Genomic DNA, 24,457 nt, shown 5'->3' with positions numbered 1-24,457 from the left:
TCAGCCTCCCTTCGGCAGCTTGGCCACCGCTCTGTCGGCCAACCAGGCCCAGGCCATCAGGCCCACTCCCGCCACCAGATAGGCGGCCGGTACGCTCCATTGAGCGACGCCGGTCAGCAGCAAGGCGAAGCCCAGCAAGCCGGCCAGCCACGAGGCAATGACCATCGCGAGTCTCATATACCGACCCCTTGTTCGTCGTAGATTGATTTGCCCCCGACTGGCGGGGCGTTGCCGCTGATACCGGTGGCCATGATCGAGGCGATAATGCCGTCGACCCGGCCAATAGCCTTGGCCTTGTCGACCTTGCGATTGCCTGCCGGGTCCGACGTGGTGACCGCGTTGCCCGCGTTCCACGTCAGCACCGGGTTGCCGTCATGCCGCAGCGTTTCGACTGCGGTTTCCTCATTCGGCAACAGTTCGTAGTCGTCCGGGTCCAGCTCGATCACGTCATCGTCGGCGGGCAATCGGCCAAGCAGGCGGCGCTCGAACTCGTCGACCGCCGGCCCCATGTCCTTGTAGCCCTGGCCGAAGGGCACCAGCTCGGGCAGCTCGATGTCGTGTTCGATCATCAGCTGCTTTAGGTCTTCGATCCGCCAGCGGTCGTAGGCGATGCGGCGCACGTCGAAGTAGTCGCAGATCGTCCGCATACGGCGCAGCACGTGCAGCTTGCTGATTGCCCGGCCTGGCGTGGTTTCTAGATACCCGTCCTTGATCCAGACGTCATATGGCACCTGATCGCGCTTCTGCCGGACGGGCAGTTCCGCATCGGGAATCCAGAAGTACGGCAGGAGCCTCCAATGTGGGTCTTGAGCGGTGGGATAGAACAGGATCGAGAACGATGTCAGGTCCGTGGTGCTCGACAGGTCCAGCCCCGCAACCGCCGGGCGCTCACGCAATGCACGAATCCGCACGCGCTCAAGCGCTTCTGCCCAGACCTGCCAGCTGATCCAGGGCGAATCCGCCTGCGTCCATTCACAGAAGTTGAGCCGCCGCACAGTGGACTCTTTTGACGGCATGCCCCGCGCCTCCTCCACCTGCTCGCGCAGGTACTTCCGCCCCGGGATACCATCGGTCATCCCATCGGGGATGTGGTCGAGCGAGGGATTCACCTTCGGCCAGCAAGCCTCCCCCTTGAACGGGTCGTCGCCCTCGTCCAGCGAGCAGATGAAGGCGAAGATAGTGTCGCTGTCCTGATCGCCCCGGCAGATCCTGATACCGAGGTCGTGGTACTGCCCGCAGACGCTCTTTTTGTCCGATCCGCTGTTCGTGATCATCACGATCATCGCCCGGCGACGGTTCTTGGTGCCGGCGCGCATCATGTTCACAGCGCTGGCCGACTTATGCTCGTGCAGTTCGTCGATCAGCGCGATGTGCGGGCGCGGGCCCGATTGCCCATCGTCGGAGCTGATCGTGCGGAAGAAACCGTTGGTGTGCGGATAGAACAGGTTCCAGACCTTCTCATCCCGGCCCGACTGCACCAGGCGGAGCTTTAGGTGATCAGACATGTTGACCATGCTCACCGCGTCGCGGAACAGGATCTGCGCCTGATCCTTCTTGGTCGCGGCCGCGTAGATCTCGGCGCGCTGCTCCCCGTCCGAGACCAGCCCGTAGAGACCGATCCCCGCCACGAGGGGGGACTTGCCAGAGCCCTTACCGGTCTCGATGTAGGCGACACGGAACCGACGGGCCCCGTCGTCCATGTACCAGCCGAACAAGCTGCCCACGACGAACGCCTGCCACGGCGCCAACAGGAATGGCAGTTCCTCGAACTCGCCTCCGTTGAGGCGCAACACGTCCTTGAAAAAACCGATAGCTCGGTCGGCGGCGGCCTGATCCCAGACCAGGCCACGCAATGCACCGGTCTCCAGATCGCGCAGGTGACGCGCGGCGGCGTTGCGCACATCCGGGCCGGCAATGATCTCCCCGGCCAGCACAGCGCGGGCGTAGGCCCATACGCGGCACTCAGTCGAAGTATTTGGCGGCGGCGTCACGTTGTTCATGGGGGAACAGCTCTCCCTGTGGCGCAAGGGCCTTCATTGCCCGGCGTGCCACGGGCGAGAAACCGAACAGCGCGCCGGCCTTGTTGGCGCGGCTCTCGGCATCATTCGCGAGCTGCCGCCAGATGCTGAGTTGCTTGGCGCCAGACGCGAAGGTCTGAACGTCGCCCTGGCCGTCCGCCAGGTCGTTCAGCTCGGCGATCTTGCGGCGGAAGCGCTTCCAGTCGGCGACCGCCTCGCAGTAGGTGGCCAGGGCCATCTGATCCAGGGTGGAGATCCACCCCAAGAGCAGCAGGGCCTCGACAACGCGGTCCCACTCCTCGCAGGCCGCCGCGCTCAGGCAGTCAGGCCGTGGCGGCGCAGCAGTGGGCACCGCAGGCTGAAGTTCGGCCGCGAGCGCCGCCTGGGATTTCTTGCTCGGGTTGCCGCGCAGCATGTGCACGGTGGCCGGCAGAGCAGACCGGCCGGAGTTTCCGTTTCCAGCCATCAGTTGAACCTCAGGATTCATGGGGCTTTCAGACCCCCCACCCCCCATTTTTCCCGGCGTTGCGTAGAGAGATGGGCGTCCGGTCAAGAAGGGCCGGGGAAGGAGGTTTTCACCCCCCCTACCCCGGCCCAGGGCCCACGCACCAGGTCGGCGCGTCAGGCGTTGCGGTTCCAGTGGTGTCGCGGGTCCGTCGGGCGGCCCGCCGTGTCGCAGCCCAGCACGCGGCCCGACTTCTCAAGCCGCTGCTTGGTCGAGTCATGGCAGGGCTTGCACAGCGGCTGCCAGTTGGCCCGGTCCCAGAACAACTTCCAGGACTGGGCGATCTGGTCAGGGTCGCCGCTCTGCTTTGCCGCACCGAGGCGCGGTGCGACCTTGTGGTCGACGACCGTTGCCACGGCTCGCCACCCACGCTCTGCGCAGAACGCGCAGAGAGGGTGGCGGCGCAGGAAGTCATCCCGCGCCAACTGCCAGCGATAGCCGTACCCGCGAGCTGCCGAACTCAGCGGCTTAGCTCTCACCTTTCACCGCCCCGCGAACCTCGCGGATCAGCTCCAGCAGGGTGCGGCCCTTGCTGGCTTCGGTGTAGGCGAACCAGGCTCGCACCGACACCCAGGCCGGCAAGCCGCACACGAACACCACCGCGCCCAGCCCGATCAGCCCGATGTCGTCATTGATCCAATGGCCGATCTCCAGCCAGCGGATCACGAACGCACCGCCGCCGAGGCTGGCGACCACCGTGCTGATCATCGCCACCACGAACTCACGCCCGCTTCGGGGCAGGGTCATGGACATAACCACGATGGCGACCAGCACCGTCGAGAGGATGCCGAGCACCCCCAGCTTGTACAGGGCCAGGCCGCCAACAGCCGTGGAAGCCGGCTCCGTCATGATGATTTTCCTCATGGGTCTGCCCTCGTCGGGCCAAAAGAAAACCCCGCCGGAGCGGGGTGTGTGGGTCGGCGCCGCATCGCAGCGCCAGAAACGACAAACCCGGCACGGTGGCCGGGTTTGGTGTGGAGTAGCGCTGTGCGCACCACTCCGAAGATGTGTGATTTATACCCCTCCAATCCGGTGGCAGCAACGGCGTTTGGCTGCCACCACACCATCAGCGGAAACGCACCAGTAAAAAGCGGCGATATAGCACCACCGGCTACGGCGCCGCAGGCCATCGGACCTACCGGCCCACACCTGAAGCAGCAGGAGAGACGCAGCAACCCCAACAGCATCAACGCTTCGCCCTACCGTCCCACTTTGATAATCATTTTCCATGTGTAAGGAGAGATTGAAATACGCTGCGCGTGATGCGCGCGCGTGCTCCTGCCTACGCACCTCATGGGCGGGCGGCGTGAAAAGGAGGGGAGGTAGGACGGCGCCAGATTCGGCGCGGGATGCGGGCGTCCCACTAGTGAATACGCCAGCGGGACCAAGGAGGGCGCGGGCCGAAATCAAGCTGCGCGCTCCAGAAGCATACCTGCAATTGCCACGTGAGCGGAGTGCAGACGCTCATAGAACTGGGTTCGACCACAACCGCAAGCCGACCACTTCTCGAACTCATGCTTGCGCCGAGCGACGTAGTGTTCGTGCACAACCTGCCGCAGCGGGAAGTCCAGATGCTTGTTCACTATCAGCTCAATGTCCGCGCTCCAGGGCAGCAGCATCCGCGACCGGCTACCAGATCCACGGATCATCTCGCCCCCACAGTCCATCAGCCGGCCAAGCACGCTGCCAGATCCAGTAGCCACACCATCAGGCCCATGCATATCCCTGGCCCACAGCTTCAGCATCTCATCCATTTCAGCGATCAAAATGCGCTCTCCCGTGCCAGGTTCATGGCCTGCTGCCCACGCTTCCAGTCATTCGGCCGCAAGTATTCGTAGCCACGATGGCCACCGGGGCCAGTGCCCTTGCGGCGGCGCGGCCACTTCAAGCGGTGCATGATCTTGCCGACCCGCATCTGCTCGGGCTTGCCCCAGTGGCTAGGGTCGATGTTCAGGGCCTTCTCCAGGATGTGCGCGCCGGTCACGGCCTCGCCAATGAACTGCTTGGCCAGGTACTCGATAATCGGTTCCTCCCACATGTCGGCTTGGTAACGCTGGTCCTGCTCGGCCGAGAACAGGTCGGCCTCGTCCCGCTCCACCCACCAGCGGTCGCCGGCACGGAATGCCGCCATGGCCTCGGCCCACAGCTGGTCGCGGTTCGCCCGCAGCCCTTCAAGGTCGACCTTGGTGCAGGTCACCGGCCAATAGCGCCGGTTGCCGGTGTCGTCCTTCAGGTACTCGTCTTGGTTCGTGGTGCCGACGAACACACACTGCCGGGGCACGTCCAGCACGCGGCGGCCGTAGCTCTCGCGGTAGGTGTCCACCGAGGCGCTGAAGAACTGTTTAGCCCGGGTGCTCTCTGCCTTGTTGAAGGCATCCAGCTCCCCAAGCTCGATCACCCACTTACCCCGGATCGCTTGATAGCCGTCCTTGTCGCCCAGGTTGAACGGGGTATCCATGAACCATTCCCCGCCCAGCACAGCCATCGAGGTCGACTTGCCCGCGCCCTGCAGCCCTTCGAGGATCAGCACCGAGTCCGCCTTGCAACCCGGCGAGAACACCCGCGCCACGGCGGACAGCATCCAGCGCTTCCCCACCTTGCGGGTGTAGTCGCCGTCGGCAACGCCGAGGTGATTCTGCAGCCACTGCTCCAGCCGTGGCGTGCCGTCCCACGCCAGGCCGTCCAGGTACTCGCGAACCGGGTGATAGGCGTTGTCATGCGCCACGGCGTTGACTGCCTCTAGCACCGTGGTCGACTTAACGCACAGGCCCCACACATCCGCCAGCCACAGGCAGACCCGCACGTCGTCAAGGTCCGTCCAGTCGCCGGCCTGGCCGCCATAGGGCGGGGTCTTCAGCTTGCGGATCTTGGAGCTGAAGCTGTCATAGGCAATGACGCCCTTCCAGCGGCGGTCATTTCCCAGGATCAGCGCCACGTTGAACGGGTGCGCGATCATCCCGCCCTTGGCGCCATACATCAGCTGTTCCTTCCAGGGCTCGTCTGCTGGCTGCTTCACCGCTGCCAGCACCTGGCGGCGCACCGCCTCCAAGCCATCATGGCAATGCAGGTCGTTGAAGTCGGTCCAGCCGTCGGCGCGGTCGTTGTCGAACACCGGCAGAACCACCTGGCCGCCGGTCACAGTGGCCGCGTTCTCGGCCTTGATGCGCCCCGTGTTGTAGGGCTGCCCGTTGACCATGGTTTTCCAGTCGTCGTCAGCGCAGAACAGCAGCTGCCGGCCCGGGTAGCGGTCACGGAGCGCCTTGCCCACTGGCAGCAGGTTACCTGCGTCAAAGCAGACCACAGTCGGCAGGTTGGTCGCCATGTGCAGGCTGGCGCCGGTCGCGTAGCCCTCGCACACCAGCACCACGTCGCCCGGCTCCGGGTCCTGGCCGATGATGTGTGCCGCACCCTCCTTCTCCAGGCCGTAAGGCCAATACGACTTGTTGCGGCCGGTGTCCTCCTGAACGGCCGGATAGAGCACCTGCAGGCCGTTGATCTGCCCATCCTTCACACGCCGCATCGGCACCAGGGCTGCCCCGGTCTTCTTGGAGTAGCGCAGGCCGAAGCCGATGACGCGTTTCTGATCCAGGTACAACGAAGCCCCCTTGTCCGGGAGCTTCTTCCACATCGCGGCAGCCCGGCGCGCGGCTGTGCGGTGCTTGCGGGCCTCGGCATCAGCGGCCTTGCGCTGGCCCTCCTCGGCCCGCTTCTTCATCACCTCGCGGTCTTCGGGCGACAGCCGGCCGCCCTTGGGCTTGATCCGCTGCCACCGACCTTTTTCGCCTTGCCGCCAGTCGCCGTAGGCGCCGCAGTAGATGGTTCTGTGATCGCTGGTCAGGTGCTCATAGATCACGTACCAGCCGGTCTTCTCCGGGGCCTTGTCGTTCTCGGCCTCACACCGCACCCGCTTCCCCACCAGCAGCGGGGTCTCGGGGCGCAGGCCGTAGTCCTGCAGCTGCTTCAGCACATCGTCCAGCAGGTCGAAATCAGCCATACAGCGCCACCTTCCTCTGGTCGTTGATCACCTGGCATCCGATGCAGAGCGTGCAGCCCTGCCCCTTCAAGGCTTCGCGGCGAGCCGCCGGAATCGGCTCTTCACAATCCGCGCACAGCTCCAGACACTCGCGCACAGGGCGCGCCTTCAGGTTGTGCAGCAGAGCATCCATGTAGATCTCGTTCTGCGCGTCTGCGCGATCCGCGTTATCGGCCATCTGCGTCGCCCTCCATGTGCTTCTTGCGCACAGCGGCGCCCAGCTGGAACACGGCCTGCACCAGGCGCTCGGCCAGCAGCTCCCACTCGGCCAGCTCGTCGGCATCGAGCACGTCATCATCCAGGCTCTTGCTGAGGTGCTGAGTCAGTTCGCCCTCCTTGGTCAGCATCTCGCTAATGCCGGCCAGCAAGGCCTTAGGCGAGCTGGTCTCGCGCAGGTCGGAGATATCAATGCCGACAAAGCCGATGGGGTGAAGGATGGCATCCACGATCCGGCGATCCCGCGTCAGGTCCAGGATCAATTCCAGGTCACGGATGCTCGGCGTGTGGGTCGTGTTGGTGAGGCTCAACTTGTGGTTGAGAGTGGTAGGGCTGCCGCCGTCAACAGCGGCGATGGCGGTAGCACCGCCGGGGTAATCATGTGCGGCGTGGTTTAACGCCTGCGGGATGGTCAGGATGGTGCGCTGCGCGCGCTCCTGCCCGCTGAGTCGCTTCTTGGATAGCAGGTTCAGAACGACGCGCTGCGCCAACTCCTCCCCTTTGAGTCGCTTATTGGTCATGGCATTTCCAACGAAAGACTGCCAGTGACCACGCGGCAACTGATTGGTACAGTGGCGCCGTGGTCACTTGCAAGGTGGTCACTGGTAGATGGCAACTCTGTGGTAGGACTAGCCATCTGCCCCCAGGCGAGGCACGTGCTCCGCACGCACCACGCCGAAACAGCCTGCCGGCTCGTGGTGGAGTAGGCAGGCAACCCCCAGGCTTCCGAGCCCGGGACCCGAGGGGGAGCTTGTGGTGAGCGCCCTACGGGGGAAAACGAGGCGCCTTAGGGCGCCTTTTTTCTAGGCGGCAGCTTGGGTTTGCTGCGGCGCCGGGAAAAGATCGGGCTGGTCAGGCCGCAGCTCGTGCGCACGCACCAGGCCATTGCAAGCCCGAACAACCGCGGGAACTCGCTCTACCGGAACACCGCGACGCTTCCATTGGGAGATCGCCATAGGCGAAATCCCAAGGGCCTGAGCTAGGGCCCGACCACCACCTACGGCGCTGATGGCCTTTTCAAGGGCTGTCTGTTTCATAAACATCTCACTATGGGTCGGCTGACGTAGTGCACATTATGTTTATTTAATCAGAATGTCTACCCCAGTAAACTCCGTGTTTATGAATGAATCCGGATCACGCCTCCGCGCCATCCTCAAGGAGCGGAACCTCACTCCCAAGGCTTTCGCCGACCTCATGAAGGTGGAGCCTCAACACGTCAACAACTGGTTTCATCGGGGAGTACCTGCCCAGCGAGCGTTCGATATCGCCGATGCGCTGCTCGTTAATCCGCGCTGGTTGCTTGTAGGCATGCCCGACGATCCGGAGGAGGAGGCGCGAACCGCCTCAAACCCCTCGACAATGCTTGAGCAGCTGCACCCGTGGGATGACAGCACCCCCTTAGACGAGGATGAAGTCGAAGTGCCTCTCTACAAGGAAGTGGAAATATCCGGCGGACAGGGCCGCACCGCAGTCCTTCCCGTTGAAGGGCGCAAGCTCAGGTTCTCCTATGCCACGCTCAGAGCCGCCGGGGTGGATCCAAGCAGCGCCTTCTGCGCCCCGCTGAACGGCAATAGCATGGAACCCCTCATCATGGATGGGGCCACTATCGGTGTTGACCGAGGCACCACAAACATTGTGGACGGGGAGATCTACGCCCTGGAGCACGATGGAATGCTTCGCGCCAAGTATGTTTACCGCCTGCCAGGCGGGGGGCTCCGCCTCAAAAGCTTCAACTCGGCGGAGCACCCGGACGAGACCTACACCCACGAGGAAGTGCAGGCGAATGGCATCGTCATTCTTGGCTGGGTCTTTTGGTGGTCCACACTTCGCCGCCGATCAAAGCCAGGACTCATACGCAGCCAATAAACAACTTGTGTTGACCGAACAATAAACCCAATGTTTAATTGCCTCGTCTTCCTACCACAGAGACGAGGCAAACCATGCGTACCACCACCGCAACCCTGCATGCCTTGCCGGCATGCGACGAGTTCCGCCGCCAGGAGCTGCGCCGTGCAGCTAAAGACACTGGCATCCGCTACATCCCCGCCAAATTCTTCGTGATCAAGGCAGCGCCCTCCAAGCCCTTTGGAGGTGACGCAGCATGAAACCCACCACCGAAGAACTAACACTGCAGATCTTGGCGACCTGCATGCTGATCAATGCTCAGAACGTCTACCTGGCCACATTCAACTACGCGTGCATCGACAACCTTTGGGTCACGGTTGAGCCGCTTCATGGCCTGGACGAGGACGAAGACGCGCACCGCTACTCAGCGGTTCTGAACGACGCCGGCGCCCCGGACTTCGACTACTCCCCCGCCGAAGGGATGGGCACCCTGACAGGGATGCTCAGCCAGCTGCAGGACTACCTGCAGAAGGAGGCGACCCCATGCGCCGCCTGACCCTCAGCAGCACCTCCGCGATGCTCCTGCAGCAGCAGCTCCGCCTGAATGGCAGCTTCACCCATCGCCTGCAGGCGCACGGTCGAGACTCCGCCTATGCCGTGCTCGATATCAGCCAGGACGGCGATCAGGTCATCGTCCGGGCCCGCGCTGCCGGCACCACCAGCACGCTGAGCCTTGACCGACAGTACACGCGAAATGCCGCCCTGCTCGGCCGCTATCTGGAAGCCGCAGTGAACGGCTGCGCCCTGGCCGGCCTGCCCGACCAGCTGGAGGCCGAGCTGCAGAGCCGCACCGAGGCCGTGCTGCAGCTGGCCACCCGGCGCCGCACTGGAAGCTACTCGCTGGATCTGGACGGGCTGAAGGTGGAGCTCTGCCTGAAGCCCACGCCACACGGCACACGGGCCGTCCTGGCCGCCGCTGGCAGCGTCGCCGAGTTCACCCTGCCCGAAGACCGCAGCTGCGCCTACGCGCGCCTGAGTCAGCGCCTGCAGGATCTGGTCGGCAGCTTCCATGCAGCCCAAGCGGCATAGGGGGCAGACATGAGCACTTACACCCTGCAGGAAGCCGCCAAGGCCCTCGGTCTCACCCGACCCAAGCTGATTGCCGCCATGCGCGAGCGCGACCTGATCGACACCAGGAACCTGCCCCGCCACGGGTCGCGCGACTCGCTCTACCTGGTCACCCGAGAGGGGAGCTGGTTCCACGAGACCCACGGCATGCAATACACCCGGTCCACTCGCGTGACTCAGGCCGGCCTGCGGTGGCTTGAGCAGAAGCTGGGGCTTGAGCGAGCACTGCCCGAACAGAAGCCGGACCCGCGCGATGTTGCATGACCAGACGCCCCGCCCCCGCCAGTACGCCCAGCAGATCCTCGCTTTGGAAACCAAAGAGGAGCGCCGGGCGGCGCTGGCACAAGTACCTGCACACCTTCGCGAGATGGTGCGCACTCAAGTCGAAATCGCCTGGGAGCAAAAGAATGGACCGCGCCCTGATTAAAGCCCTGCTCACCGAGCTGCTGCAGCTGCCTGAACAGCGCTGTACCCAGCAGAAGATCCTATCCACCCTGACACTGGCCGCGAGCGCCGCCGGCGTCTCCCTCACCGCCGCCGCCCCGTTGCAGATCGAGCACCTGCAGCTTGCGGCCGCCCTCGAACGCCTCGCCCAGGACCTGGGAGACCACTACCAGGGCCGCGCAATGCTTCGCCTAGGGGCAGGCGTTGAGGGCGTCGAGCTGGGCGCCGTGATCGAGCCCCGCGACAGCAGCGCCAAGCTGCCCCGGTTCGTCGCATTCGGCTCCACGGCCCGGGAGGCGCTGGGAGGAATCAACCGCGAGATCCGCGCAAGCATCGCCACCACCAGCAAGCCCAAAGCAACGCGCACCCCGGGGCGAATCAGCCTCAAGCGCCTTGCCGACCAGACGGCTAAGGCGGTGGCATGAGCCAGCAAGCACAGCGCGAACTGCGCCTGCCACCGGCGCCACGCCAGCAGACCGTCGAGATGCTCTATCGGACCTTCGGCGACGTGCTGGCACCCGTGGAGCAGGTGCGGGCCCGCTACTTCCGCAACCTCAACGACGACAACTTCACGCGCGCCCTCAACGCCGGCCGCCTGCCCTTGCCGGTCACGATTCTGGACACCAGCGCCAAGGCACCCAAGTTCGTCGACATCCGCCACCTCGCCGTCTTCATCGACTCCCGAGCGGAGGACGCCGACAACGCCCTGGCCGATGGCCCGAGCACCCAACCAATCGAGTAAGCAGCACCAACTGCCGGCCACTGCACCACCAGCGAGCCGGCCCTACCACGAAAGGAGCAACACATGACCACCTTGCAAATCCTGTCCGGCATCGCCTGCACCGTCGCGATTGCCCTGACCTTCTACGCCGGCTATCGCGCCGGCCTCAATGACGGCCAGGTCTCCGGCCGCATCGAAGCCCACGAAGAGCTGGTGCCGATGCACCAGGCCGAGGTCGAGCGCCTGCAACGCGCGAACACCGCCCAACACTTGGTGAGCGAGACCGACCGCGACGCCATCGTGGCAGCGGTAAACATGATGCGCCTGAGTGTGGACACCTTCGCCGGACTACGGGCCAACGACAAGGCCAACGGGGCCCGATGGATCGCGGGTCAGCTGGAGAAGATCGCAACCCGCACCCTCGGCCATCATCCCGACACCGACCGCGTGGACTACCTCGAACGGATGCACACCGGGAACGACTACGAAGACGTTGCGGTGTACATCCCCGTAGGGCCGGACTACGACGGAGCGAACTCCCTGCGCGACATCATCGACCACTCCCGGAGCCTGCAGCAGGCCGAGGAGGTGCGCGATGCGGCGTAACTTCCCCCTGCTGCGCCTAGACCCCGAGGCCGCCGGCCGCCTGCAGCACAACCACGACCGCGCCGTGAAGAAGGCCACCGAGGCCGAGCGCTTCAGCGCCGCCCAGCAGGCCCGCATCCGCCGCGACCTCGGCACCGAAGCCCTTTGGGCCATGCAACGCGAGATCCGCCAGCAGCTGCTACTCGAAGACCTGGTGAAGGAGCGTGCGGCATGAAGCTCTCCAACAACATGCTCAACAACATCAATGGCCTGATGACCGGCGGCGGCTGCCCTACGTCAGACCACCTCGGCGAATGCGCCGTCATCTTTGAAGGCAGCCCCGGCCGCTACCAGGCGATGCTGTACATCTTTGACGGCGCCTTCAACAACTCCACGCAAGTCGCCGATTGGTTCCACGACCTCGGCGCCGTGGACGTCAGCGTAAGCCAAACCCTCCATAGCGACGTCAACGGCGACCGCAACGGAAAGACCGTAGACGGCGGGCAGGAGTGGACTGTGGGGTTCACGCTCAAGGGCGAGAACCCCCATGCCGACGAGCCAGAGAAATACGCCGAAGTGCTGCTGCCCTTCCTCAAGCTGATGGAGACCGAGCTGCACGCCAATGCAGGGAAAGGCGACCGGCCCGGCTGGCTGGCAATGGACCGGAAGACCGCGCTGCTGGAGATTTTCTACCACCTCAGCAAGCTGCAGAAGGCACTGAAGGTCGGCAACAACGACGGCATCCGCGAGCATGCAGCCGACACGGCGAACATGTGCATGATGCTGGTCGATATCTGCGGCCTGCTGACTGCCAGCGACCCGACCGCAGCCGAACAGCAGCAGGCTGGCGAAGCGATCCTGCCGGAGGAGCGCACGGTGAACATTCCCGGGTGCGACCAGCACGAGGGGCTGTATTCCCTGCGAGTGACGATGCCATGGGTTTGCATGCACTGCGGTAAGCCTCGCGGCGAGCCGTACGACAACATCTCCTACGACGGCAGCCGCCGCCTCAAAGTGCACCGCTGGAACAACCCCTGCGGGCATCTGGAGACGTACGCCGAGGTTCGGGCCACCTTAACCGGCTTGCCCCTAGGGCGCCCCTCCGAGGCAGAGGAGGCCCAGCCATGACCCTCGCCGCCCACCGCACCCAAGCCCCGACCGCGCGAAAGCGCGGCGGCCCTGCTCAGGATCTCCAGATGAACGCCAGCGCCCACGGCCGCCATCCGCTGCCCGAGGGTGGCGAGATAAACAGCCTCTGCCGCGCAGCGGCAGGCATCATTCCCTCCCTTCCCGCAGGCAGCGGGGCCCACGTATACCCCACGAAAGGCGTGCGCGGGGGCGCAGAAGATGTGCACCGCTCCGCTACTCCCCCAACCCCAGCCGCGCAGCCTGTTAAGGGGTATACGCACCCGTTACTCATACTGCCGACGTATCCACGAGTGACGAGAACCGTACTCGACTATCGCCTTCTGCAGCGCTCCGATATCCAGCTGCGCGCGCTCATGCCACATCTGAGCCTGGGGAACACTCAACTTCTGCGCAGTGCCCACTTTGCTTTTCAGGTTGGACAGTATGAGACGAATAGAGCGCCGAAGATCCGACCAAGCCGTCGCGGCATCCAGCTCAGCGATTCGACCGTAGTCGATGCTCTCCATGTCCAGTTGCACCGTCTCGAAGATGTCGATGTTGTGCTGCAGACGAGCCTCCGAGAAAGGCAGGGCCTCAAGGTCTCGGTAGTAGCCCTCGATACTGCCAGTCGCATATCCAGCAAATGCGAAGGGCTTTGTTCATGTAGTCATAGTCATCCTGCAGGCGTTCGTTCTTCTTCGTCCTCGCCTCCAGACGAGAAACCATGAACACGCCGATAATCGCGCCAATGCCGCCAAACGCCTGAACCCAGCCCGACGTATCAGGCGGGAGCCATCCATGCTTGACCCAATAGGCCGTCGAGCCGACCAGGAGCCACACCGCAGCTGCACCGAACATCAACCACCACAGGCCCAACAGGGTCCGCTCCCTCCACTCGCTCGCCTTCATCGCTCAGCCCTCCCGCTGACTCAGCCGAGATTGCCTGCTACCGCTCCGCTCGTCCACGGGGGTGCGGCATGACCACTCACAACATCGTCAGCGTCTCCGGCGGCAAGGACTCCACCGCCACCCTGCTGGTGGCCATAGCCCTGGAGGCCGAGAACCTGCAGGCCGTCTTCGCCGACACCGGCAACGAGCACGAGCAGACCTATGAATACCTCGACTACCTGGAGCGAGTGACCCACACGCCGATCCGCCGAGTGAAGGCCGACTTCACCCGGCAGATCGCCGGCAAGCGCCGTTTCGTCGAAACGAAGTGGCGCGAACAAGGGGTGCCCGAGGAGATCGTGCTGGCCGCGATGGAGGTGCTGCAGCCGACAGGTAACCCTTTCCTCGACCTCTGTGTCTGGAAGGGCCGATTCCCCAGCCGACGCGCTCAGTTCTGCACCGAGGAGTTGAAGCGCAACCCCATGCTCGAACAGGTGACCATCCCCCTCATGGGGCAAGGCAACATGATTCTGAGCTGGCAGGGCGTGCGGGCTGGCGAGTCGCTCGCCAGGCGCTACCTGCCCGAGTGCGACGAGGTAGGCGGCGGGCTATTCAACTACCGCCCGATCCTCAAGTGGGATGTGCCGGCCGTCTTCGAGGCACACCGCTACATGGGCGTGAAGCCGAACCCGTTGTACTCCCAGGGGATGGGCCGGGTGGGCTGCATGCCCTGCATCAACTGCAGGAAGGACGAACTGCGCGAGATCGCCCTGCGCTTCCCCGAGGTAATCGACCGCGTGGAGCGCTGGGAAGCTGTCACTAGGCAGGCCAGCAAGCAAGGAGCAGCGACCTTCTTCGCCGGCGCCAATGCGAAGCACCCCAGCGGCTCGATAGCCGATCTCAGCGCCGCCGAGATCGTCAGCATCGCCAACATCCGGCAAGCCGTAGAGTGGTCGAAGACCACTCGGGGCGGTGTGCACTACGACCTTCTGGTCGGCCTGGCCGACGCCTCGGCGTGCTCCAGTGCTTATGGCCTGTGTGACAGCGAATGGGAGCCAGCTTGGCTCCAGGGAGAAGTAGCGTGACCATTCAGCAAATCGACACCCTGATCAAGCTGCCGGAAGTGTGCCGCCAAGCCGGATTCGGTAAGTCTGCCATCTACGAAATGATCAGCACTGGCCTTTTCCCTGAGCCAATCAAACTCGGGTGTGCGTCGCGCTGGTCCCAGCTAGAGGTACAGGACTGGATCGCCCGGCAGAAAAGGGCTCGCAGGGTAGCCTGACTCCACAACAGCATGGTGCGGAGTGAGGTGCCAAGGACTATCACTCCACATCATCTGAGGTCACGGGAATTGCATTTCCTTAATCAAATTTGTTGCGAATACGGATTAAAAACTCTAGAATCCTAGTTGTAGCCACGTTGTAGCTACATTACGTAAAGAGGTGATATCATGGCAGCAGCACTTAAAACCACTGACGTGCGCGCACGCATCGAAGAGGATTTGAAGGATAGCGCCGCCCAGGTACTCGAAGCCTGTGGTCTCACCGTTAGCGACGCAATTCGGATTTTCCTTAGGCAGGTCGTTGTGACCCAAGGCCTCCCCTTCGAGGTGCGCACTCCCTCTGAGAGCAGCCGCCGCGCCCTTGCTCAAGCCAGAGAGATTCGCCGTCAGTTCGATACGATGGACGAGATGATGGGGGAGCTGGATGGCGAAGCAGGAGAAGAAGGAGAAGCGGGCAGACCTGCCACGGCACGTCGCGTACACGCGTGAATTCCAGAAAGCCTGGGAGCGCTATAAGCGCGCGGGCCGCCATGACATGCACGAAGCGAGAGATGTCATGGCAACCCTTTTCAAGGGCGAAGCACTCGGGGCTGAATACCTTGACCATGAGCTGGTAGGCGAATGGGACGGATCAAGGGAGTGCCACATTCGCGGGGACTTCCTACTCATCTACCAAGACGACGGAACGAACCTCATCTTTGTCGCCTTGGGAACCCACGCTGAGCTTTTCGGCTGATCGACTTCTAGCGAGCGCCCCTCGTGGGCGCCTCAATCTAAACGAGTTTATGGCCCTTTTGTTTTTTGGATCAACTTAATTAGCTGGTCCATCCCATCAAAAGTCGAAGGTATATCTCCAGCGTCTGCAACAATTCCGCTAAAAATCAAGTTCTCGAACTTGGACAAAACCTCTTTATCCGCAGCCTTCATCTTCACAGCATATTCAGCATAAGACTGAACAAACTGGCAGAGAGTTCTTCTCAAGTCGATCTGAACCAACTGGCCTCGCACCGATTTCAGGTTATGCAGAACAACCCGGTAGAAGTATATCAGCAGCAATTCTACTGCTGCCACCGACAGCCAGAATGGAAGATTGATAACGAAGCTGTCCTTTAGATAGTCACCACTGGATATAGACGCATAGATCTTCCATACCGCCGGGGATAGCATTGCCACTGCGAGGAAGAACAACATGCAGACACCCCGAACCACTTCCCAACGTTTAGTTTCTGCCAACTTATTGAAGCCATCGTAGAGGCCGACAAAATTAAAAGCATCTCGATAGTTTTGTAGAACTTTTTTGAGTTCCGCCACCTCACCCTGAAGGCCATTAACAGTCTCTATTCGACTATCAAGCTCACTTTTCATAAGCTCGTGGCTCTTGGGGATCCCAGCAACATAGTCATTAAACTGTTCAACAGACTTTATACTTGGTGAATTCTTCAGAGACTTTAATATTTGAACTGGCATCACCAATTCAGCGTATCTGATTACTGAGCGTGAGGGCGGACTGAAAAACGAGAGTTCAGCCTCTGACGCAAACCTAATCTGCGACAATGCCACCGTGACAAGCTCATCGTCATCAGGGAAACAAAAATCGATCTCCACCATGAACCTATACAATATCACCAAGAGCGACTGATAATTGTCGCCAGTTCTAGCGAAATTTTTAAGATGCTCCAACAACCGAAGACCACTGTGCTCAGCATTGAAGCCGCAAAAATGATCAATCGCCTCAGCCTTATTTAGCAAAACAGTCAAGGAAGTTAAGAAGAAAGACTCAAATTGATATTTATCCTTCCCTGCCTTTCGAACCACATCCATTGCTTCTTTTATTATCGTACTAACTGTCTCATCCTGAAACTTCAGCATCATCCACCCCATAGTCACTGCAGAATCCAGTCAGCCCATGCCTGCATCATCACACGCCGCTCGTCCAAATAGGCGGCATGATTATAAGAGGCCCTAGTTTTATCCTTGTCCTTCCTTGCCATCTGAATATCGATCACTTGAGTCCGAAAGCACTTCATTTCCTCAAGATGTGTATTCGCCGTCGCTCTAAAGTCGTGACAGTGCCACCCCTTCAGCCCCATATACTCCATTGCACGATTAAGAGTCGTTGGACTGAGCGGTTGAGTCGGACTCTTCAGACCTGGGAAAAGCAAATCGCCAGGTGTGATCTCCCGCAACTCCCTTAGCAGCGCCAACGCCTGGGAAGGCAGCGGCACAAGGTGAATGCGGCGTTTCTTCATCCGCGCCGCCGGCACCGTCCAAAGCGCGTTATCTAAATCGAACTCAGGCCAACGTGCCGCCCGTAACTCTACAGTTCGAGTAAATAGCAAAGGCAGCAACTGTAGCGCGATGACTGTAACTCGAAACCCTTTGTACCGCTTCACGGCATCCATGTAGATCCCGAGCTGCTCGCGCGACATGGGACGGCTGTGATTGATTTCGCCGCGCTCAACCGCGCCACGCACGGCAGCGGCAGGATCTGCGTCTGCCCGCAGCGTCACCACCCCGAAGCAGAAGACTGCAGATATCCACTGCCGCACCTGCAGCGCGTAGACTGACGCCCCACGCTCATCCATACGACGCATCACATCGAGGACGTGAGCGGCAGTAATCTCTCGCATCGGCAACCGGCCGATGTAGGAGTAGACGTTGCTTTCAAAAGCTCGGCTGATCTGATCCCGATACCTTTCTGTCCGCTTGCTCAGACGCTGCTGTATCCACTCATCTGCCACAGCTTTGAAGGTGTTTCTGTTCTCTGCGAGCTGCAGGGCTTTTTCAGTCTGGCGGACATGGGATGGATGACGGCCAGCCTTCACATGAACGCGCGCCATATCTCGCTCAGCGCGCGCATCTGCAAGCGAGACTTCAGGATAGGAGCCGATGGCAAATAGGTTCTCTTTGCCCGCCAGGCGATACCGGTAGCGCCAGAGCTTGGACCCGTTTGGGCGCACCTCTAGAACCAGCCCTCCCCCATCGGTCATCTTGATAGGGGCATCTCCAGGCTTGGCCTGGCGGATCTTCACGTCAGTTAGAGGCATGCGGGTATCGGAGCGATTTACGGATGATACCCGCAACGATACCCGCAATTTTTCAGGATGTCAGCGCAACAGGGCGGACAGATGCGGAAAGCGTGCCCCGCTAAAAACGGGGCTTACAGAGCATATTAGGGAAGACGGTGGACAACTGCGGAAGCCAATCATGCTGATCGATCATCAGCAACATGGAGCGATCCTCAGGCGTCGGTCTTGGCGGTCTGTTCGGCGAGAGCCACGGCACGGAACATGGCGCGGCGCTTGTTCAGCGTCTCCTCCCATTCCAGTGCCGGGACCGAGTCGGCGACGATTCCCGCGCCTGCCTGCACGTGCAGTTGGCCGTCCTTGATGACCGCCGTGCGAATCGCGATGGCGGTGTCCATATTGCCGTTCCAGGCCAGGTAGCCCACGGCGCCGCCGTAGACGCCACGCTTGACCGGTTCGAGCTGGTCGATGATCTCCATCGCGCGGATCTTCGGCGCCCCGGAGAGGGTGCCGGCCGGCAGGATGGCGCGCAGCGCGTCCATCGCCGAGACGCCGTCCTTCAGCTGCCCGGTGACGTTGGAGACGATGTGCATCACGTTGGAGTAGCGCTCGATCACCATCTTCTCGGTGACCTTCACCGAGCCGGTGGACGAGACGCGGCCGACATCGTTGCGGCCCAGGTCGATGAGCATCAGGTGCTCGGCGAGTTCCTTGGCGTCGGAGAGCAGGTCCTCCTCCAGCGCCAGGTCGGCTTCCTCGGTGGCGCCACGCGGGCGGGTGCCGGCGATGGGGCGCACGGTGACCAGGCCATCCTCGACCCGCACCAGCACCTCCGGCGAGCTGCCCACCACATGGAAGTCGCCGAAGTTGAAGAAGTACATGTAAGGCGTCGGGTTGAAGCAGCGCAGCGCCCGGTACAGGTCGATGGGCGCAGCCTTGAAATCGATGGTCATGCGCTGGGAGATCACCACCTGCATGCAGTCGCCGGCGAGGATGAACTCCTTGATCTCGCGTACCGCCTGCTCGTACTCCTCACGGGTGGAGCTGGAGCGGTAGGGCAGGTCTTCGGAGAACTGCAGCGCCGGGTCCACGCCCAGGCGCGGGGTGATCGGCAGGCGCAGCTTCTGGCGCAGCTCGGCGAGGGCCGCCTGGCCCTGCTCGAAGGCGTCGGGGGCGCTCGGGTCGACCAGCACGATGGCGTGCAGCTTGCCGGCCAGGTTGTCGAACACCACCACGGCGTCCGAAACCATCAGCAGGATGTCCGGGGTGCCCAGCGGATCGGGGTTCGGGCAGTTGGCCAGGCGCTTCTCGACGTAGCGCACGCAGTCGTAGCCGAAGTAACCCACCAGCCCGCCATTGAAGCGCGGCAGCCCGGCGATGGGCGCCACCTTGTAGCGATCCTTGAAGCTTTCGACGAAGCCCAGCGGGTCTTCGCTCTCCTGGCTTTCCACGACCTGGCCGTCGACGCTCACGCTGACCTGGTGGCCATGGGCACGCAGGACGGTGCGGCTTTCCAGCCCGATGATCGAGTAGCGGCCCCACTTCTCGCCGCCCTGTACCGATTCGAGCAGGTAGGAGAAGGGCGTGTCGGCCAGCTTCAGGTAGAGGGAAAGGGGGGTGTCGAAATCCGCCAGGGTTTCGAACGCGAGCGGGATGCGGTTGTAGCCTTCAGCGGCCAAACGCAGGAATTCATCGCGGGTCATGATCAGCCTCGTGGGCGAGGAGCCCGGAGGCTCCTGGAGAAAAAACGTCGGTGTGCGAACGCGCCGGAGTATCCGGCCAGAATCAAATCAGGCGCGCCAGCGCCAACGGGCCGCGGCCTTGATGATCTTCATTCCGGCTCGTTCGAGCCAACGCTTGCAGGGAACCAGCACGTTTCTATCTCTGTGAGGCAGATGATCTGGGGAGTCGGGCGACATTAGCGCAGCGCCGTTTGCCGCGCAACCGCCAGGCAGCAGCTCACGCAGGTCGTCCACCACCAGGGCCGGCTCCTCTTCGCTGATGGGCCGTCCGTGGTTGTAGCCGTAGCTCAAGGCCACGCACTGCACGCCGGCCGCCTTGGCTGCCAGCACGTCGTTGCGCGAGTCACCGATGAACAGCGATTCGGTGCGGCTGGTGCCGGTCATGTGCATCACATGGAGCAGCGCCGCCGGGTCGGGCTTCTGCTGGGGCAGGGTGTCGCCGGCGATGATCAACGGGAAGTAACGACCAAGCTTCATCTCGTCCAGCAAGGGGGCGACGAAGCGCTCCGGCTTGTTGGTGATCAGCGCCAGCTCGACGCCTTTCTTCTTCAGCCACTTGAGAGTCTCGGCGACGCCCGGGTAGACCACCGTCAGCGAATGGCTGTCGGCGTAGGCCTCCATGAAGATCTCCAGCGCCTTCTCGGCGTCCTCGTCATGCACGGCGGCATGGTCGAGGCCACCGGCCAGGGCGCGGCGCACCAGCACCCGGGTACCGTTGCCGACCCATTCGCGCACCTGCTCGATACCCGCGGCCGGGCGGCCCAGGGTGACGAGCATGCGGTCGATGGCGGCAGCGAGGTCGGGCACCGAATCCACCAGGGTGCCATCCAGGTCGAACATCACCAGGCGCGGCAGGCGCCCGTCGAACAGCCGCTGCAGGGCGCTCATCAGGCCTGGGCCAGCTCGGCGCGCATGGCGGCGATGACTTCGGCGTAGTCCGGCGTGTTGAAGATGGCCGAGCCGGCGACGAAGGTGTCAGCGCCCGCGGCGGCGATCTCGCGGATGTTCTTCACGTTGACACCACCGTCGATCTCCAGGCGGATATCGCGGCCGGAGGCGTCGATCAGCGCACGCGCCTCACGCAGCTTGTCGAGGGTCCCGGGGATGAACTTCTGCCCGCCGAAGCCGGGGTTCACGCTCATCAGCAGGATCATGTCGACCTTGTCCATCACGTACTTCAGTGCGTCCAGGCCCGCTGCCGGGTTGAACACCAGGCCGGCCTTGCAGCCGCCGTCGCGGATCAGTTGCAGGGAACGGTCGACGTGCAGGGAGGCTTCCGGGTGGAAGGTGATGTAGGTGGCACCGGCCTCGATGAAGTCGCCGATGATGCGATCCACCGGCGAGACCATCAGGTGCACGTCGATGGGCGCGGTGACGCCGTACTTGCGCAGTGCCGAGCAGACCATCGGGCCGATGGTCAGGTTGGGCACGTAGTGGTTGTCCATCACGTCGAAGTGGACGATATCGGCGCCAGCGGCGAGCACGTTGTCGACTTCCTCGCCCAGGCGGGCGAAATCGGCGGAAAGGATCGACGGTGCGATGGCGAAGGGTTGCATGACAGACCTCGGAGCAGAATCACGGTGGCGCGGATTGTAGCCTGAGTCCGCCTCCATGGCTTTGTCATACATCAGCGATGCCCCACCACACTGCAAACGGGGAGCCTGAGCTCCCCGTTTCCGACCTGTCGCGCCGTTACTCGGGCATCGACGTACGCAGTTTTTCGCTGCGGCCGCGCAGCCACTCCAGCACCAGCAACAGCACCACGGAGAAGCCGATCAGCAGGGTCGCCGCCGCCGCGATGGTGGGGCTGAGGTTCTCGCGGATGCCGCTGAACATCTGCCTCGGCAGGGTCGCCTGCTCGGGGCCGGCGAGGAACAGGGTCACCACCACTTCGTCGAAGGAGGTGGCGAAGGCGAACAGCGCCCCCGAGATCACCCCCGGCGCGATCAGCGGCAGGGTCACGCGGAAGAACGCGGTCAGCGGCGGCGCACCCAGGCTGGCGGCGGCGCGCACCAGGTTGTGGTTGAAGCCCTGCAGGGTGGCCGACACGGTGATGATGACGAAGGGCACACCGAGCACCGCGTGCACCAGGATCAGCGACAGGTAGCTGTTGCCCAGCCCCAGCGGGGCGAAGAACAGGTAGCTGGCGACACCGATGATCACCACCGGCACCACCATCGGCGAGATCAATAGGCTCATCACCAGCGCCTTGCCGCGGAACTCGCCCCGGGTCAGGCCAATGGACGCCAGAGTGCCGAAGACCATCGCCAGCAAGGTCGCCGCCGGGGCGACGATGATGCTGTTGGTCAGTGCGCGCATCCACTCGGCCGAGCCGAAGAAGTCCGCGTACCAGCGCAGGGAGAAGCCCTGCAGCGGATAGACCAGGAAGGTGCCCGAGTTGAACGACAGCGGGATGATCACCAGCACCGGCAGGATCAGGAACAGCAGCACCAGGCCGCAGAGAATGCGCAGGGTGTAGAACCACAGGCGCTCGACCGGAGACATGTAGGGACTCAGCATTTCTTCTCTCCTCAACCCAGGCGCAGGCGGCCGGCGCCCACCAGCCAGCTGTAGACGACGTAGAGCACCATGGTGGCGAGCAGTAGCATGCCGCCCAGGGCCGTGGCCATGCCCCAGTTGATGGTGGTGTTGGTGAAGAAGGCGACGAAGTAGCTGACCATCTGGTCGTTCGGGCTGCCCAGCAGCGCCGGGGTGATGTAGTAGCCGATGGACAGGATGAACACCAGCAGGCAGCCCGCGCCGACACCCGCCACTGTCTGCGGGAAATACACCCGCCAGAAGCTGGCGAAGGGGTGGCAGCCGAGGGAGATCGCCGCACGCATGTAGGTGGGCGAGATGCCCTTCATCACGCTGTAGATCGGCAGGATCATGAACGGCAGCATGATGTGCACCATCGCCACGTAGACGCCGGTGCGGTTGAACACCAGTTGCAGCGGCTGGTCGATCAGCCCGAGCTTGAGCAGCGCCCCGTTGATCAGGCCGCCGGACTGCAGCAGCACGATCCAGGCCGCCACGCGTACCAGGATCGAGGTCCAGAACGGCAGCAGCACCAAGATCATCAGCAGGTTGCTCTTGCGCGTCGGCAGGTTGGCCAGCAGGTAGGCCAGCGGATAGGCCAGCGCCAGGCAGATGAGGGTGATCACCGCGCCCATCCAGAAGGTGCGGGTGAAGATGTCCAGGTAGATGGCCTGGTCGGGCGTCGCCGGGGCGACCTCGCCGAGGTCGTCGATGCGATGGTCGACGGCCGCCAGCAGGTAATAGGGGGTCAGGCTCGATGCGTTGCGGCGGATCGCCTGCCAGTAGGCCGGATCGCCCCAGCGCTCGTCGAGGCCTTCCATCGCGTCCTTGTAGGAAGCGGGGGTTTCCTTGAACGGCAGTGCGCGAGCGGTCTTGGCCATCAGGCTGCGATAGCCGGCCAGCTCCATGTTCAGGCGCTTGGAAAGATCGCCGACGGTCTGGTTCTTGCGCGCAGCAGCCAGGTCTTCGGCCAGGGCCTTGTAGGCCGGCTCATCGGGCAGCGCCTTGCCGTCCCAGGCGGAGATCGCCTCGACGGTACGCGGCAGCGCGCCGACCACCTCGGGGTTGCTCACGCTCTTGTAGAGCAGAGTGCCGATGGGGACCAGGAAGGTCAGCAGGAGGAACAGCAGCAGCGGCAGGATCAGGGCCTGGGACTTCAGGCGGTTGACCCGCTCGGCACGCGCGAGGCGTTGCTTGAGGGTCGGGCCGGCGACGAGGGTGGCCATGGCGAACTCCGGTGGATCTCTGGGTACTCCCCTCCCCCGCGAGGAGGAGGGGATGTGCTGGGTGGCCGGTTACTTGGCGGCCCAGGAGTTGAAGCGCTGCTCCAGCTGCTCGCCGTAGTCGGCCCAGAAGGTCACGTTCATGGCGACCTGGTCCTTGATGTTCTCAGGCGTGGTCGGCATGTCCTTGAGCAGGCCCTTGTCCAGCAGCGGTACCGCCTGCTTATTGGCCGGACCGTAGGCGATGTTCTCGGAGTAGATCTTCTGCTGCTCGGGCTTGACCGAGAAGGCGATGAACTTCAGCGCGGCGTCCTGATCCTTGGCACCCTTCGGGATGGCCCAGGCGTCGAAGTCGTAGATGCCGCCGGTCCATACCACCTTGAGGTTGCTCTCCTTCTGCACGGCAGCGATGCGGCCGTTGTAGGCGGAGCTCATGACCACGTCGCCGGAGGCGAGGAACTGCGGCGGCTGGGCGCCGGCTTCCCACCACTGGATGCTCGGCTTGATCTGGTCGAGCTTCTTGAAGGCGCGGTCCTGGCCTTCCTTGGTGGCGAGCACGGTGTAGACGTCCTTGGGCGCGACGCCGTCGGCCATCAGGGCGAACTCCAGTGTGTACTTGGCGCCCTTGCGCAGGCCGCGCTTGCCCGGGAATTTGCCGGTGTCCCAGAAGTCGGCCCAACTGGTGGGGGCGCTCTTCAGCTTGTCGGCGTTGTAGGCGAGCACGGTGGACCAGACGAAGAAGCCCACGCCGCAGGGTTGGACGGCGCCGGGAACGAAGTCCTCGGCCTTGCCGAACTGCGCCGGGTCCAGCTCCTCGAACAGGCCCTCGTCACAGCCACGAGCCAGCTCGGGGGATTCGACTTCTACCAGGTTCCAGGAAACGCTGCCGGTATCGACCATGGCTTTCACCTTGGCCATCTCGCCGTTGTACTCGCCGGCGATGATCTTGTTGCTGGTGGACGCCTGGAAGGGTTCGTAGAACGCCTTCACCTGGGCATTCTTGTTCGCGCCGCCGAATGAAACGACGGTCAGGTCGGCTGCCATGGCCTGTGCGGCGCATGCCAGCCCCAACGCAAGGGCAGTGAGCTTCAAGGATTTGGACATTGTTGTTTTCTCCATAGTGCTGGGTGGGTAA

34 protein-coding genes are annotated in these 24,457 nt (G+C 62.9%); 14 read left to right on the top strand and 20 right to left on the bottom strand.

The genetic code is table 11. The annotated features are described in order from the left end of the window. The 10 genes from RTW82_RS22975 to RTW82_RS32265 form a co-directional block, all read right to left on the bottom strand. Nucleotides 1–177 carry a hypothetical protein gene (locus RTW82_RS22975; protein ID WP_316926590.1) on the bottom strand — a complete coding sequence of 59 codons (177 nt, stop codon included), beginning with the start codon at nucleotides 175–177 and terminating at the stop codon, nucleotides 1–3. Then, complete coding sequence (locus RTW82_RS22970) at nucleotides 174–2,000, bottom strand: terminase large subunit (protein ID WP_316926589.1); 1,827 nt, start codon at nucleotides 1,998–2,000, stop codon at nucleotides 174–176. Before RTW82_RS22970 ends, RTW82_RS22975 begins: the two co-directional genes overlap by 4 nt. Further along, the gene (locus RTW82_RS22965) at nucleotides 1,963–2,505 is read right to left on the bottom strand and encodes a P27 family phage terminase small subunit (RefSeq protein ID WP_316926588.1); all 543 of its coding nucleotides are present in this window, start codon (nucleotides 2,503–2,505) and stop codon (nucleotides 1,963–1,965) included. Before RTW82_RS22965 ends, RTW82_RS22970 begins: the two co-directional genes overlap by 38 nt. Nucleotides 2,506–2,639: 134 nt before the next feature. After that, entirely contained in the window at nucleotides 2,640–2,879 is a 240-nt protein-coding gene (locus tag RTW82_RS22960) for a hypothetical protein (protein WP_316926587.1), read from the bottom strand. Between the two features lie 112 nt (nucleotides 2,880–2,991). Then, entirely contained in the window at nucleotides 2,992–3,372 is a 381-nt protein-coding gene (locus RTW82_RS22955) for a hypothetical protein (protein ID WP_316926586.1), read from the bottom strand. Between the two features lie 557 nt (nucleotides 3,373–3,929). After that, a complete protein-coding gene (locus RTW82_RS22950) occupies nucleotides 3,930–4,289 on the bottom strand; it encodes a hypothetical protein (RefSeq protein ID WP_316926585.1) in 360 nt (119 codons plus the stop codon). Continuing rightward, entirely contained in the window at nucleotides 4,286–6,502 is a 2,217-nt protein-coding gene (locus tag RTW82_RS22945) for a VapE domain-containing protein (protein ID WP_316926631.1), read from the bottom strand. Before RTW82_RS22945 ends, RTW82_RS22950 begins: the two co-directional genes overlap by 4 nt. Before the next feature lie 7 nt (nucleotides 6,503–6,509). Beyond that, a complete protein-coding gene (locus tag RTW82_RS22940; RefSeq protein WP_316926584.1) occupies nucleotides 6,510–6,734 on the bottom strand; it encodes a TraR/DksA C4-type zinc finger protein in 225 nt (74 codons plus the stop codon). After that, nucleotides 6,724–7,293: a phage regulatory CII family protein gene (locus RTW82_RS22935; protein ID WP_316926583.1), complete on the bottom strand. Its 570-nt coding sequence runs from the start codon at nucleotides 7,291–7,293 to the stop codon at nucleotides 6,724–6,726. The genes RTW82_RS22940 and RTW82_RS22935 overlap by 11 nt, the downstream gene beginning before the upstream one ends. Nucleotides 7,294–7,575: 282 nt before the next feature. Beyond that, nucleotides 7,576–7,809, bottom strand: a complete 234-nt coding sequence (locus RTW82_RS32265; protein WP_410478835.1) for a transcriptional regulator — start codon at nucleotides 7,807–7,809, stop codon at nucleotides 7,576–7,578. An 82-nt stretch (nucleotides 7,810–7,891) separates the two neighbouring features. Between RTW82_RS32265 and RTW82_RS22930 the strand changes: the two genes are divergently transcribed. The 10 genes from RTW82_RS22930 to RTW82_RS22885 all read left to right on the top strand — a co-directional run bounded on the left by RTW82_RS22930 (nucleotide 7,892) and on the right by RTW82_RS22885 (nucleotide 12,623). Beyond that, a complete protein-coding gene (locus tag RTW82_RS22930) occupies nucleotides 7,892–8,638 on the top strand; it encodes a helix-turn-helix transcriptional regulator (protein ID WP_316926630.1) in 747 nt (248 codons plus the stop codon). Between the two features lie 74 nt (nucleotides 8,639–8,712). Then, entirely contained in the window at nucleotides 8,713–8,877 is a 165-nt protein-coding gene (locus RTW82_RS22925; protein ID WP_316926582.1) for a hypothetical protein, read from the top strand. Next, on the top strand, nucleotides 8,874–9,173 hold the full coding sequence (locus tag RTW82_RS22920) for a hypothetical protein (RefSeq protein WP_316926581.1): 300 nt from the start codon (nucleotides 8,874–8,876) through the stop codon (nucleotides 9,171–9,173). The genes RTW82_RS22925 and RTW82_RS22920 overlap by 4 nt, the downstream gene beginning before the upstream one ends. Continuing rightward, on the top strand, nucleotides 9,161–9,706 hold the full coding sequence (locus tag RTW82_RS22915) for a hypothetical protein (RefSeq protein WP_316926580.1): 546 nt from the start codon (nucleotides 9,161–9,163) through the stop codon (nucleotides 9,704–9,706). The genes RTW82_RS22920 and RTW82_RS22915 overlap by 13 nt, the downstream gene beginning before the upstream one ends. A gap of 9 nt (nucleotides 9,707–9,715) precedes the next feature. Continuing rightward, on the top strand, nucleotides 9,716–10,009 hold the full coding sequence (locus RTW82_RS22910; RefSeq protein WP_316926579.1) for a phage antirepressor KilAC domain-containing protein: 294 nt from the start codon (nucleotides 9,716–9,718) through the stop codon (nucleotides 10,007–10,009). A gap of 143 nt (nucleotides 10,010–10,152) precedes the next feature. Beyond that, on the top strand, nucleotides 10,153–10,614 hold the full coding sequence (locus RTW82_RS22905; protein ID WP_316926578.1) for a hypothetical protein: 462 nt from the start codon (nucleotides 10,153–10,155) through the stop codon (nucleotides 10,612–10,614). Then, the gene (locus RTW82_RS22900) at nucleotides 10,611–10,931 is read left to right on the top strand and encodes a pyocin activator PrtN family protein (protein ID WP_316926577.1); all 321 of its coding nucleotides are present in this window, start codon (nucleotides 10,611–10,613) and stop codon (nucleotides 10,929–10,931) included. Before RTW82_RS22905 ends, RTW82_RS22900 begins: the two co-directional genes overlap by 4 nt. Nucleotides 10,932–10,994: 63 nt before the next feature. Continuing rightward, a complete protein-coding gene (locus RTW82_RS22895; RefSeq protein ID WP_316926576.1) occupies nucleotides 10,995–11,516 on the top strand; it encodes a hypothetical protein in 522 nt (173 codons plus the stop codon). After that, nucleotides 11,506–11,730: a hypothetical protein gene (locus RTW82_RS22890; RefSeq protein WP_316926575.1), complete on the top strand. Its 225-nt coding sequence runs from the start codon at nucleotides 11,506–11,508 to the stop codon at nucleotides 11,728–11,730. The genes RTW82_RS22895 and RTW82_RS22890 overlap by 11 nt, the downstream gene beginning before the upstream one ends. Continuing rightward, nucleotides 11,727–12,623 (top strand): hypothetical protein, encoded by an 897-nt coding sequence (locus RTW82_RS22885; RefSeq protein WP_316926574.1) that lies wholly within the window; start codon nucleotides 11,727–11,729, stop codon nucleotides 12,621–12,623. The genes RTW82_RS22890 and RTW82_RS22885 overlap by 4 nt, the downstream gene beginning before the upstream one ends. A gap of 284 nt (nucleotides 12,624–12,907) precedes the next feature. On the opposite strand, the gene RTW82_RS22880 is transcribed toward RTW82_RS22885, so the two are convergent. Together RTW82_RS22880 and RTW82_RS22875 are read right to left on the bottom strand one after the other, a co-directional pair. Then, nucleotides 12,908–13,150 carry a hypothetical protein gene (locus RTW82_RS22880; protein ID WP_316926573.1) on the bottom strand — a complete coding sequence of 81 codons (243 nt, stop codon included), beginning with the start codon at nucleotides 13,148–13,150 and terminating at the stop codon, nucleotides 12,908–12,910. Between the two features lie 67 nt (nucleotides 13,151–13,217). Next, complete coding sequence (locus RTW82_RS22875) at nucleotides 13,218–13,532, bottom strand: hypothetical protein (RefSeq protein WP_316926572.1); 315 nt, start codon at nucleotides 13,530–13,532, stop codon at nucleotides 13,218–13,220. A gap of 68 nt (nucleotides 13,533–13,600) precedes the next feature. Between RTW82_RS22875 and RTW82_RS22870 the strand changes: the two genes are divergently transcribed. From RTW82_RS22870 to RTW82_RS22855, 4 genes are all read left to right on the top strand, one after another. Continuing rightward, nucleotides 13,601–14,596, top strand: a complete 996-nt coding sequence (locus RTW82_RS22870) for a phosphoadenosine phosphosulfate reductase family protein (protein WP_316926571.1) — start codon at nucleotides 13,601–13,603, stop codon at nucleotides 14,594–14,596. Continuing rightward, nucleotides 14,593–14,793, top strand: coding sequence for a helix-turn-helix transcriptional regulator (locus tag RTW82_RS22865; RefSeq protein WP_316926570.1), 201 nt, complete (start codon nucleotides 14,593–14,595; stop codon nucleotides 14,791–14,793). Before RTW82_RS22870 ends, RTW82_RS22865 begins: the two co-directional genes overlap by 4 nt. A gap of 168 nt (nucleotides 14,794–14,961) precedes the next feature. Further along, nucleotides 14,962–15,282: a type II toxin-antitoxin system RelB/DinJ family antitoxin gene (locus RTW82_RS22860; protein WP_316926569.1), complete on the top strand. Its 321-nt coding sequence runs from the start codon at nucleotides 14,962–14,964 to the stop codon at nucleotides 15,280–15,282. Continuing rightward, nucleotides 15,218–15,529, top strand: a complete 312-nt coding sequence (locus RTW82_RS22855) for a type II toxin-antitoxin system YafQ family toxin (protein ID WP_316926568.1) — start codon at nucleotides 15,218–15,220, stop codon at nucleotides 15,527–15,529. Before RTW82_RS22860 ends, RTW82_RS22855 begins: the two co-directional genes overlap by 65 nt. A 47-nt stretch (nucleotides 15,530–15,576) precedes the next feature. Here the strand turns inward: RTW82_RS22855 and RTW82_RS22850 are convergent, their stop codons facing one another. From RTW82_RS22850 to RTW82_RS22815, 8 genes are all read right to left on the bottom strand, one after another. Next, the gene (locus RTW82_RS22850) at nucleotides 15,577–16,662 is read right to left on the bottom strand and encodes a hypothetical protein (RefSeq protein ID WP_316926567.1); all 1,086 of its coding nucleotides are present in this window, start codon (nucleotides 16,660–16,662) and stop codon (nucleotides 15,577–15,579) included. Nucleotides 16,663–16,676: 14 nt separating this feature from the next. Next, complete coding sequence (locus RTW82_RS22845; RefSeq protein WP_316926566.1) at nucleotides 16,677–17,840, bottom strand: tyrosine-type recombinase/integrase; 1,164 nt, start codon at nucleotides 17,838–17,840, stop codon at nucleotides 16,677–16,679. A gap of 194 nt (nucleotides 17,841–18,034) precedes the next feature. Further along, nucleotides 18,035–19,522, bottom strand: a complete 1,488-nt coding sequence (trpE, locus tag RTW82_RS22840; RefSeq protein ID WP_043246411.1) for an anthranilate synthase component I — start codon at nucleotides 19,520–19,522, stop codon at nucleotides 18,035–18,037. An 87-nt stretch (nucleotides 19,523–19,609) separates the two neighbouring features. After that, entirely contained in the window at nucleotides 19,610–20,449 is an 840-nt protein-coding gene (locus RTW82_RS22835; protein WP_316926565.1) for a phosphoglycolate phosphatase, read from the bottom strand. Further along, complete coding sequence (gene rpe, locus RTW82_RS22830; protein ID WP_021221607.1) at nucleotides 20,449–21,117, bottom strand: ribulose-phosphate 3-epimerase; 669 nt, start codon at nucleotides 21,115–21,117, stop codon at nucleotides 20,449–20,451. Before rpe ends, RTW82_RS22835 begins: the two co-directional genes overlap by 1 nt. A 136-nt stretch (nucleotides 21,118–21,253) precedes the next feature. Further along, nucleotides 21,254–22,081 carry an ABC transporter permease gene (locus RTW82_RS22825; protein ID WP_021221606.1) on the bottom strand — a complete coding sequence of 276 codons (828 nt, stop codon included), beginning with the start codon at nucleotides 22,079–22,081 and terminating at the stop codon, nucleotides 21,254–21,256. Nucleotides 22,082–22,092: 11 nt separating this feature from the next. Continuing rightward, a complete protein-coding gene (locus RTW82_RS22820; protein WP_316926564.1) occupies nucleotides 22,093–23,325 on the bottom strand; it encodes an ABC transporter permease in 1,233 nt (410 codons plus the stop codon). A gap of 69 nt (nucleotides 23,326–23,394) precedes the next feature. Then, nucleotides 23,395–24,426, bottom strand: coding sequence for an ABC transporter substrate-binding protein (locus RTW82_RS22815; protein ID WP_021221604.1), 1,032 nt, complete (start codon nucleotides 24,424–24,426; stop codon nucleotides 23,395–23,397). Nucleotides 24,427–24,457: the final 31 nt, after the last annotated feature.

Origin of the sequence: Pseudomonas sp. zfem005 (assembly GCF_032621735.1) — a bacterium.
Taxonomy (GTDB): Bacteria; Pseudomonadota; Gammaproteobacteria; order Pseudomonadales; family Pseudomonadaceae; genus Metapseudomonas; species Metapseudomonas solani.
This window is presented reverse-complemented; position numbering and strand designations above follow the sequence as displayed.

Bases quoted from the DNA above. Each gene is read 5' to 3' on its own strand.
- trpE (WP_043246411.1), bottom strand. From the start codon at position 19,522: ATGACCCGCGATGAATTCCTGCGTTTGGCCGCTGAAGGCTACAACCGC.
- RTW82_RS22930 (WP_316926630.1), top strand. From the start codon at position 7,892: ATGAATGAATCCGGATCACGCCTCCGCGCCATCCTCAAGGAGCGGAAC.
- RTW82_RS22895 (WP_316926576.1), top strand. From the start codon at position 10,995: ATGACCACCTTGCAAATCCTGTCCGGCATCGCCTGCACCGTCGCGATT.
- RTW82_RS22835 (WP_316926565.1), bottom strand. From the start codon at position 20,449: ATGAGCGCCCTGCAGCGGCTGTTCGACGGGCGCCTGCCGCGCCTGGTG.
- RTW82_RS22925 (WP_316926582.1), top strand. From the start codon at position 8,713: ATGCGTACCACCACCGCAACCCTGCATGCCTTGCCGGCATGCGACGAG.
- RTW82_RS22940 (WP_316926584.1), bottom strand. From the start codon at position 6,734: ATGGCCGATAACGCGGATCGCGCAGACGCGCAGAACGAGATCTACATG.
- RTW82_RS22920 (WP_316926581.1), top strand. From the start codon at position 8,874: ATGAAACCCACCACCGAAGAACTAACACTGCAGATCTTGGCGACCTGC.
- RTW82_RS22825 (WP_021221606.1), bottom strand. From the start codon at position 22,081: ATGCTGAGTCCCTACATGTCTCCGGTCGAGCGCCTGTGGTTCTACACC.
- RTW82_RS22845 (WP_316926566.1), bottom strand. From the start codon at position 17,840: ATGCCTCTAACTGACGTGAAGATCCGCCAGGCCAAGCCTGGAGATGCC.
- RTW82_RS32265 (WP_410478835.1), bottom strand. From the start codon at position 7,809: ATGAAACAGACAGCCCTTGAAAAGGCCATCAGCGCCGTAGGTGGTGGT.
- RTW82_RS22870 (WP_316926571.1), top strand. From the start codon at position 13,601: ATGACCACTCACAACATCGTCAGCGTCTCCGGCGGCAAGGACTCCACC.
- RTW82_RS22875 (WP_316926572.1), bottom strand. From the start codon at position 13,532: ATGAAGGCGAGCGAGTGGAGGGAGCGGACCCTGTTGGGCCTGTGGTGG.
- RTW82_RS22935 (WP_316926583.1), bottom strand. From the start codon at position 7,293: ATGACCAATAAGCGACTCAAAGGGGAGGAGTTGGCGCAGCGCGTCGTT.
- RTW82_RS22910 (WP_316926579.1), top strand. From the start codon at position 9,716: ATGAGCACTTACACCCTGCAGGAAGCCGCCAAGGCCCTCGGTCTCACC.
- RTW82_RS22915 (WP_316926580.1), top strand. From the start codon at position 9,161: ATGCGCCGCCTGACCCTCAGCAGCACCTCCGCGATGCTCCTGCAGCAG.
- RTW82_RS22890 (WP_316926575.1), top strand. From the start codon at position 11,506: ATGCGGCGTAACTTCCCCCTGCTGCGCCTAGACCCCGAGGCCGCCGGC.
- RTW82_RS22900 (WP_316926577.1), top strand. From the start codon at position 10,611: ATGAGCCAGCAAGCACAGCGCGAACTGCGCCTGCCACCGGCGCCACGC.
- RTW82_RS22905 (WP_316926578.1), top strand. From the start codon at position 10,153: ATGGACCGCGCCCTGATTAAAGCCCTGCTCACCGAGCTGCTGCAGCTG.
- RTW82_RS22860 (WP_316926569.1), top strand. From the start codon at position 14,962: ATGGCAGCAGCACTTAAAACCACTGACGTGCGCGCACGCATCGAAGAG.
- RTW82_RS22975 (WP_316926590.1), bottom strand. From the start codon at position 177: ATGAGACTCGCGATGGTCATTGCCTCGTGGCTGGCCGGCTTGCTGGGC.
- RTW82_RS22955 (WP_316926586.1), bottom strand. From the start codon at position 3,372: ATGACGGAGCCGGCTTCCACGGCTGTTGGCGGCCTGGCCCTGTACAAG.
- RTW82_RS22855 (WP_316926568.1), top strand. From the start codon at position 15,218: ATGGCGAAGCAGGAGAAGAAGGAGAAGCGGGCAGACCTGCCACGGCAC.
- RTW82_RS22815 (WP_021221604.1), bottom strand. From the start codon at position 24,426: ATGTCCAAATCCTTGAAGCTCACTGCCCTTGCGTTGGGGCTGGCATGC.
- RTW82_RS22885 (WP_316926574.1), top strand. From the start codon at position 11,727: ATGAAGCTCTCCAACAACATGCTCAACAACATCAATGGCCTGATGACC.
- rpe (WP_021221607.1), bottom strand. From the start codon at position 21,117: ATGCAACCCTTCGCCATCGCACCGTCGATCCTTTCCGCCGATTTCGCC.
- RTW82_RS22970 (WP_316926589.1), bottom strand. From the start codon at position 2,000: ATGAACAACGTGACGCCGCCGCCAAATACTTCGACTGAGTGCCGCGTA.
- RTW82_RS22880 (WP_316926573.1), bottom strand. From the start codon at position 13,150: ATGGAGAGCATCGACTACGGTCGAATCGCTGAGCTGGATGCCGCGACG.
- RTW82_RS22965 (WP_316926588.1), bottom strand. From the start codon at position 2,505: ATGAATCCTGAGGTTCAACTGATGGCTGGAAACGGAAACTCCGGCCGG.
- RTW82_RS22850 (WP_316926567.1), bottom strand. From the start codon at position 16,662: ATGCTGAAGTTTCAGGATGAGACAGTTAGTACGATAATAAAAGAAGCA.
- RTW82_RS22820 (WP_316926564.1), bottom strand. From the start codon at position 23,325: ATGGCCACCCTCGTCGCCGGCCCGACCCTCAAGCAACGCCTCGCGCGT.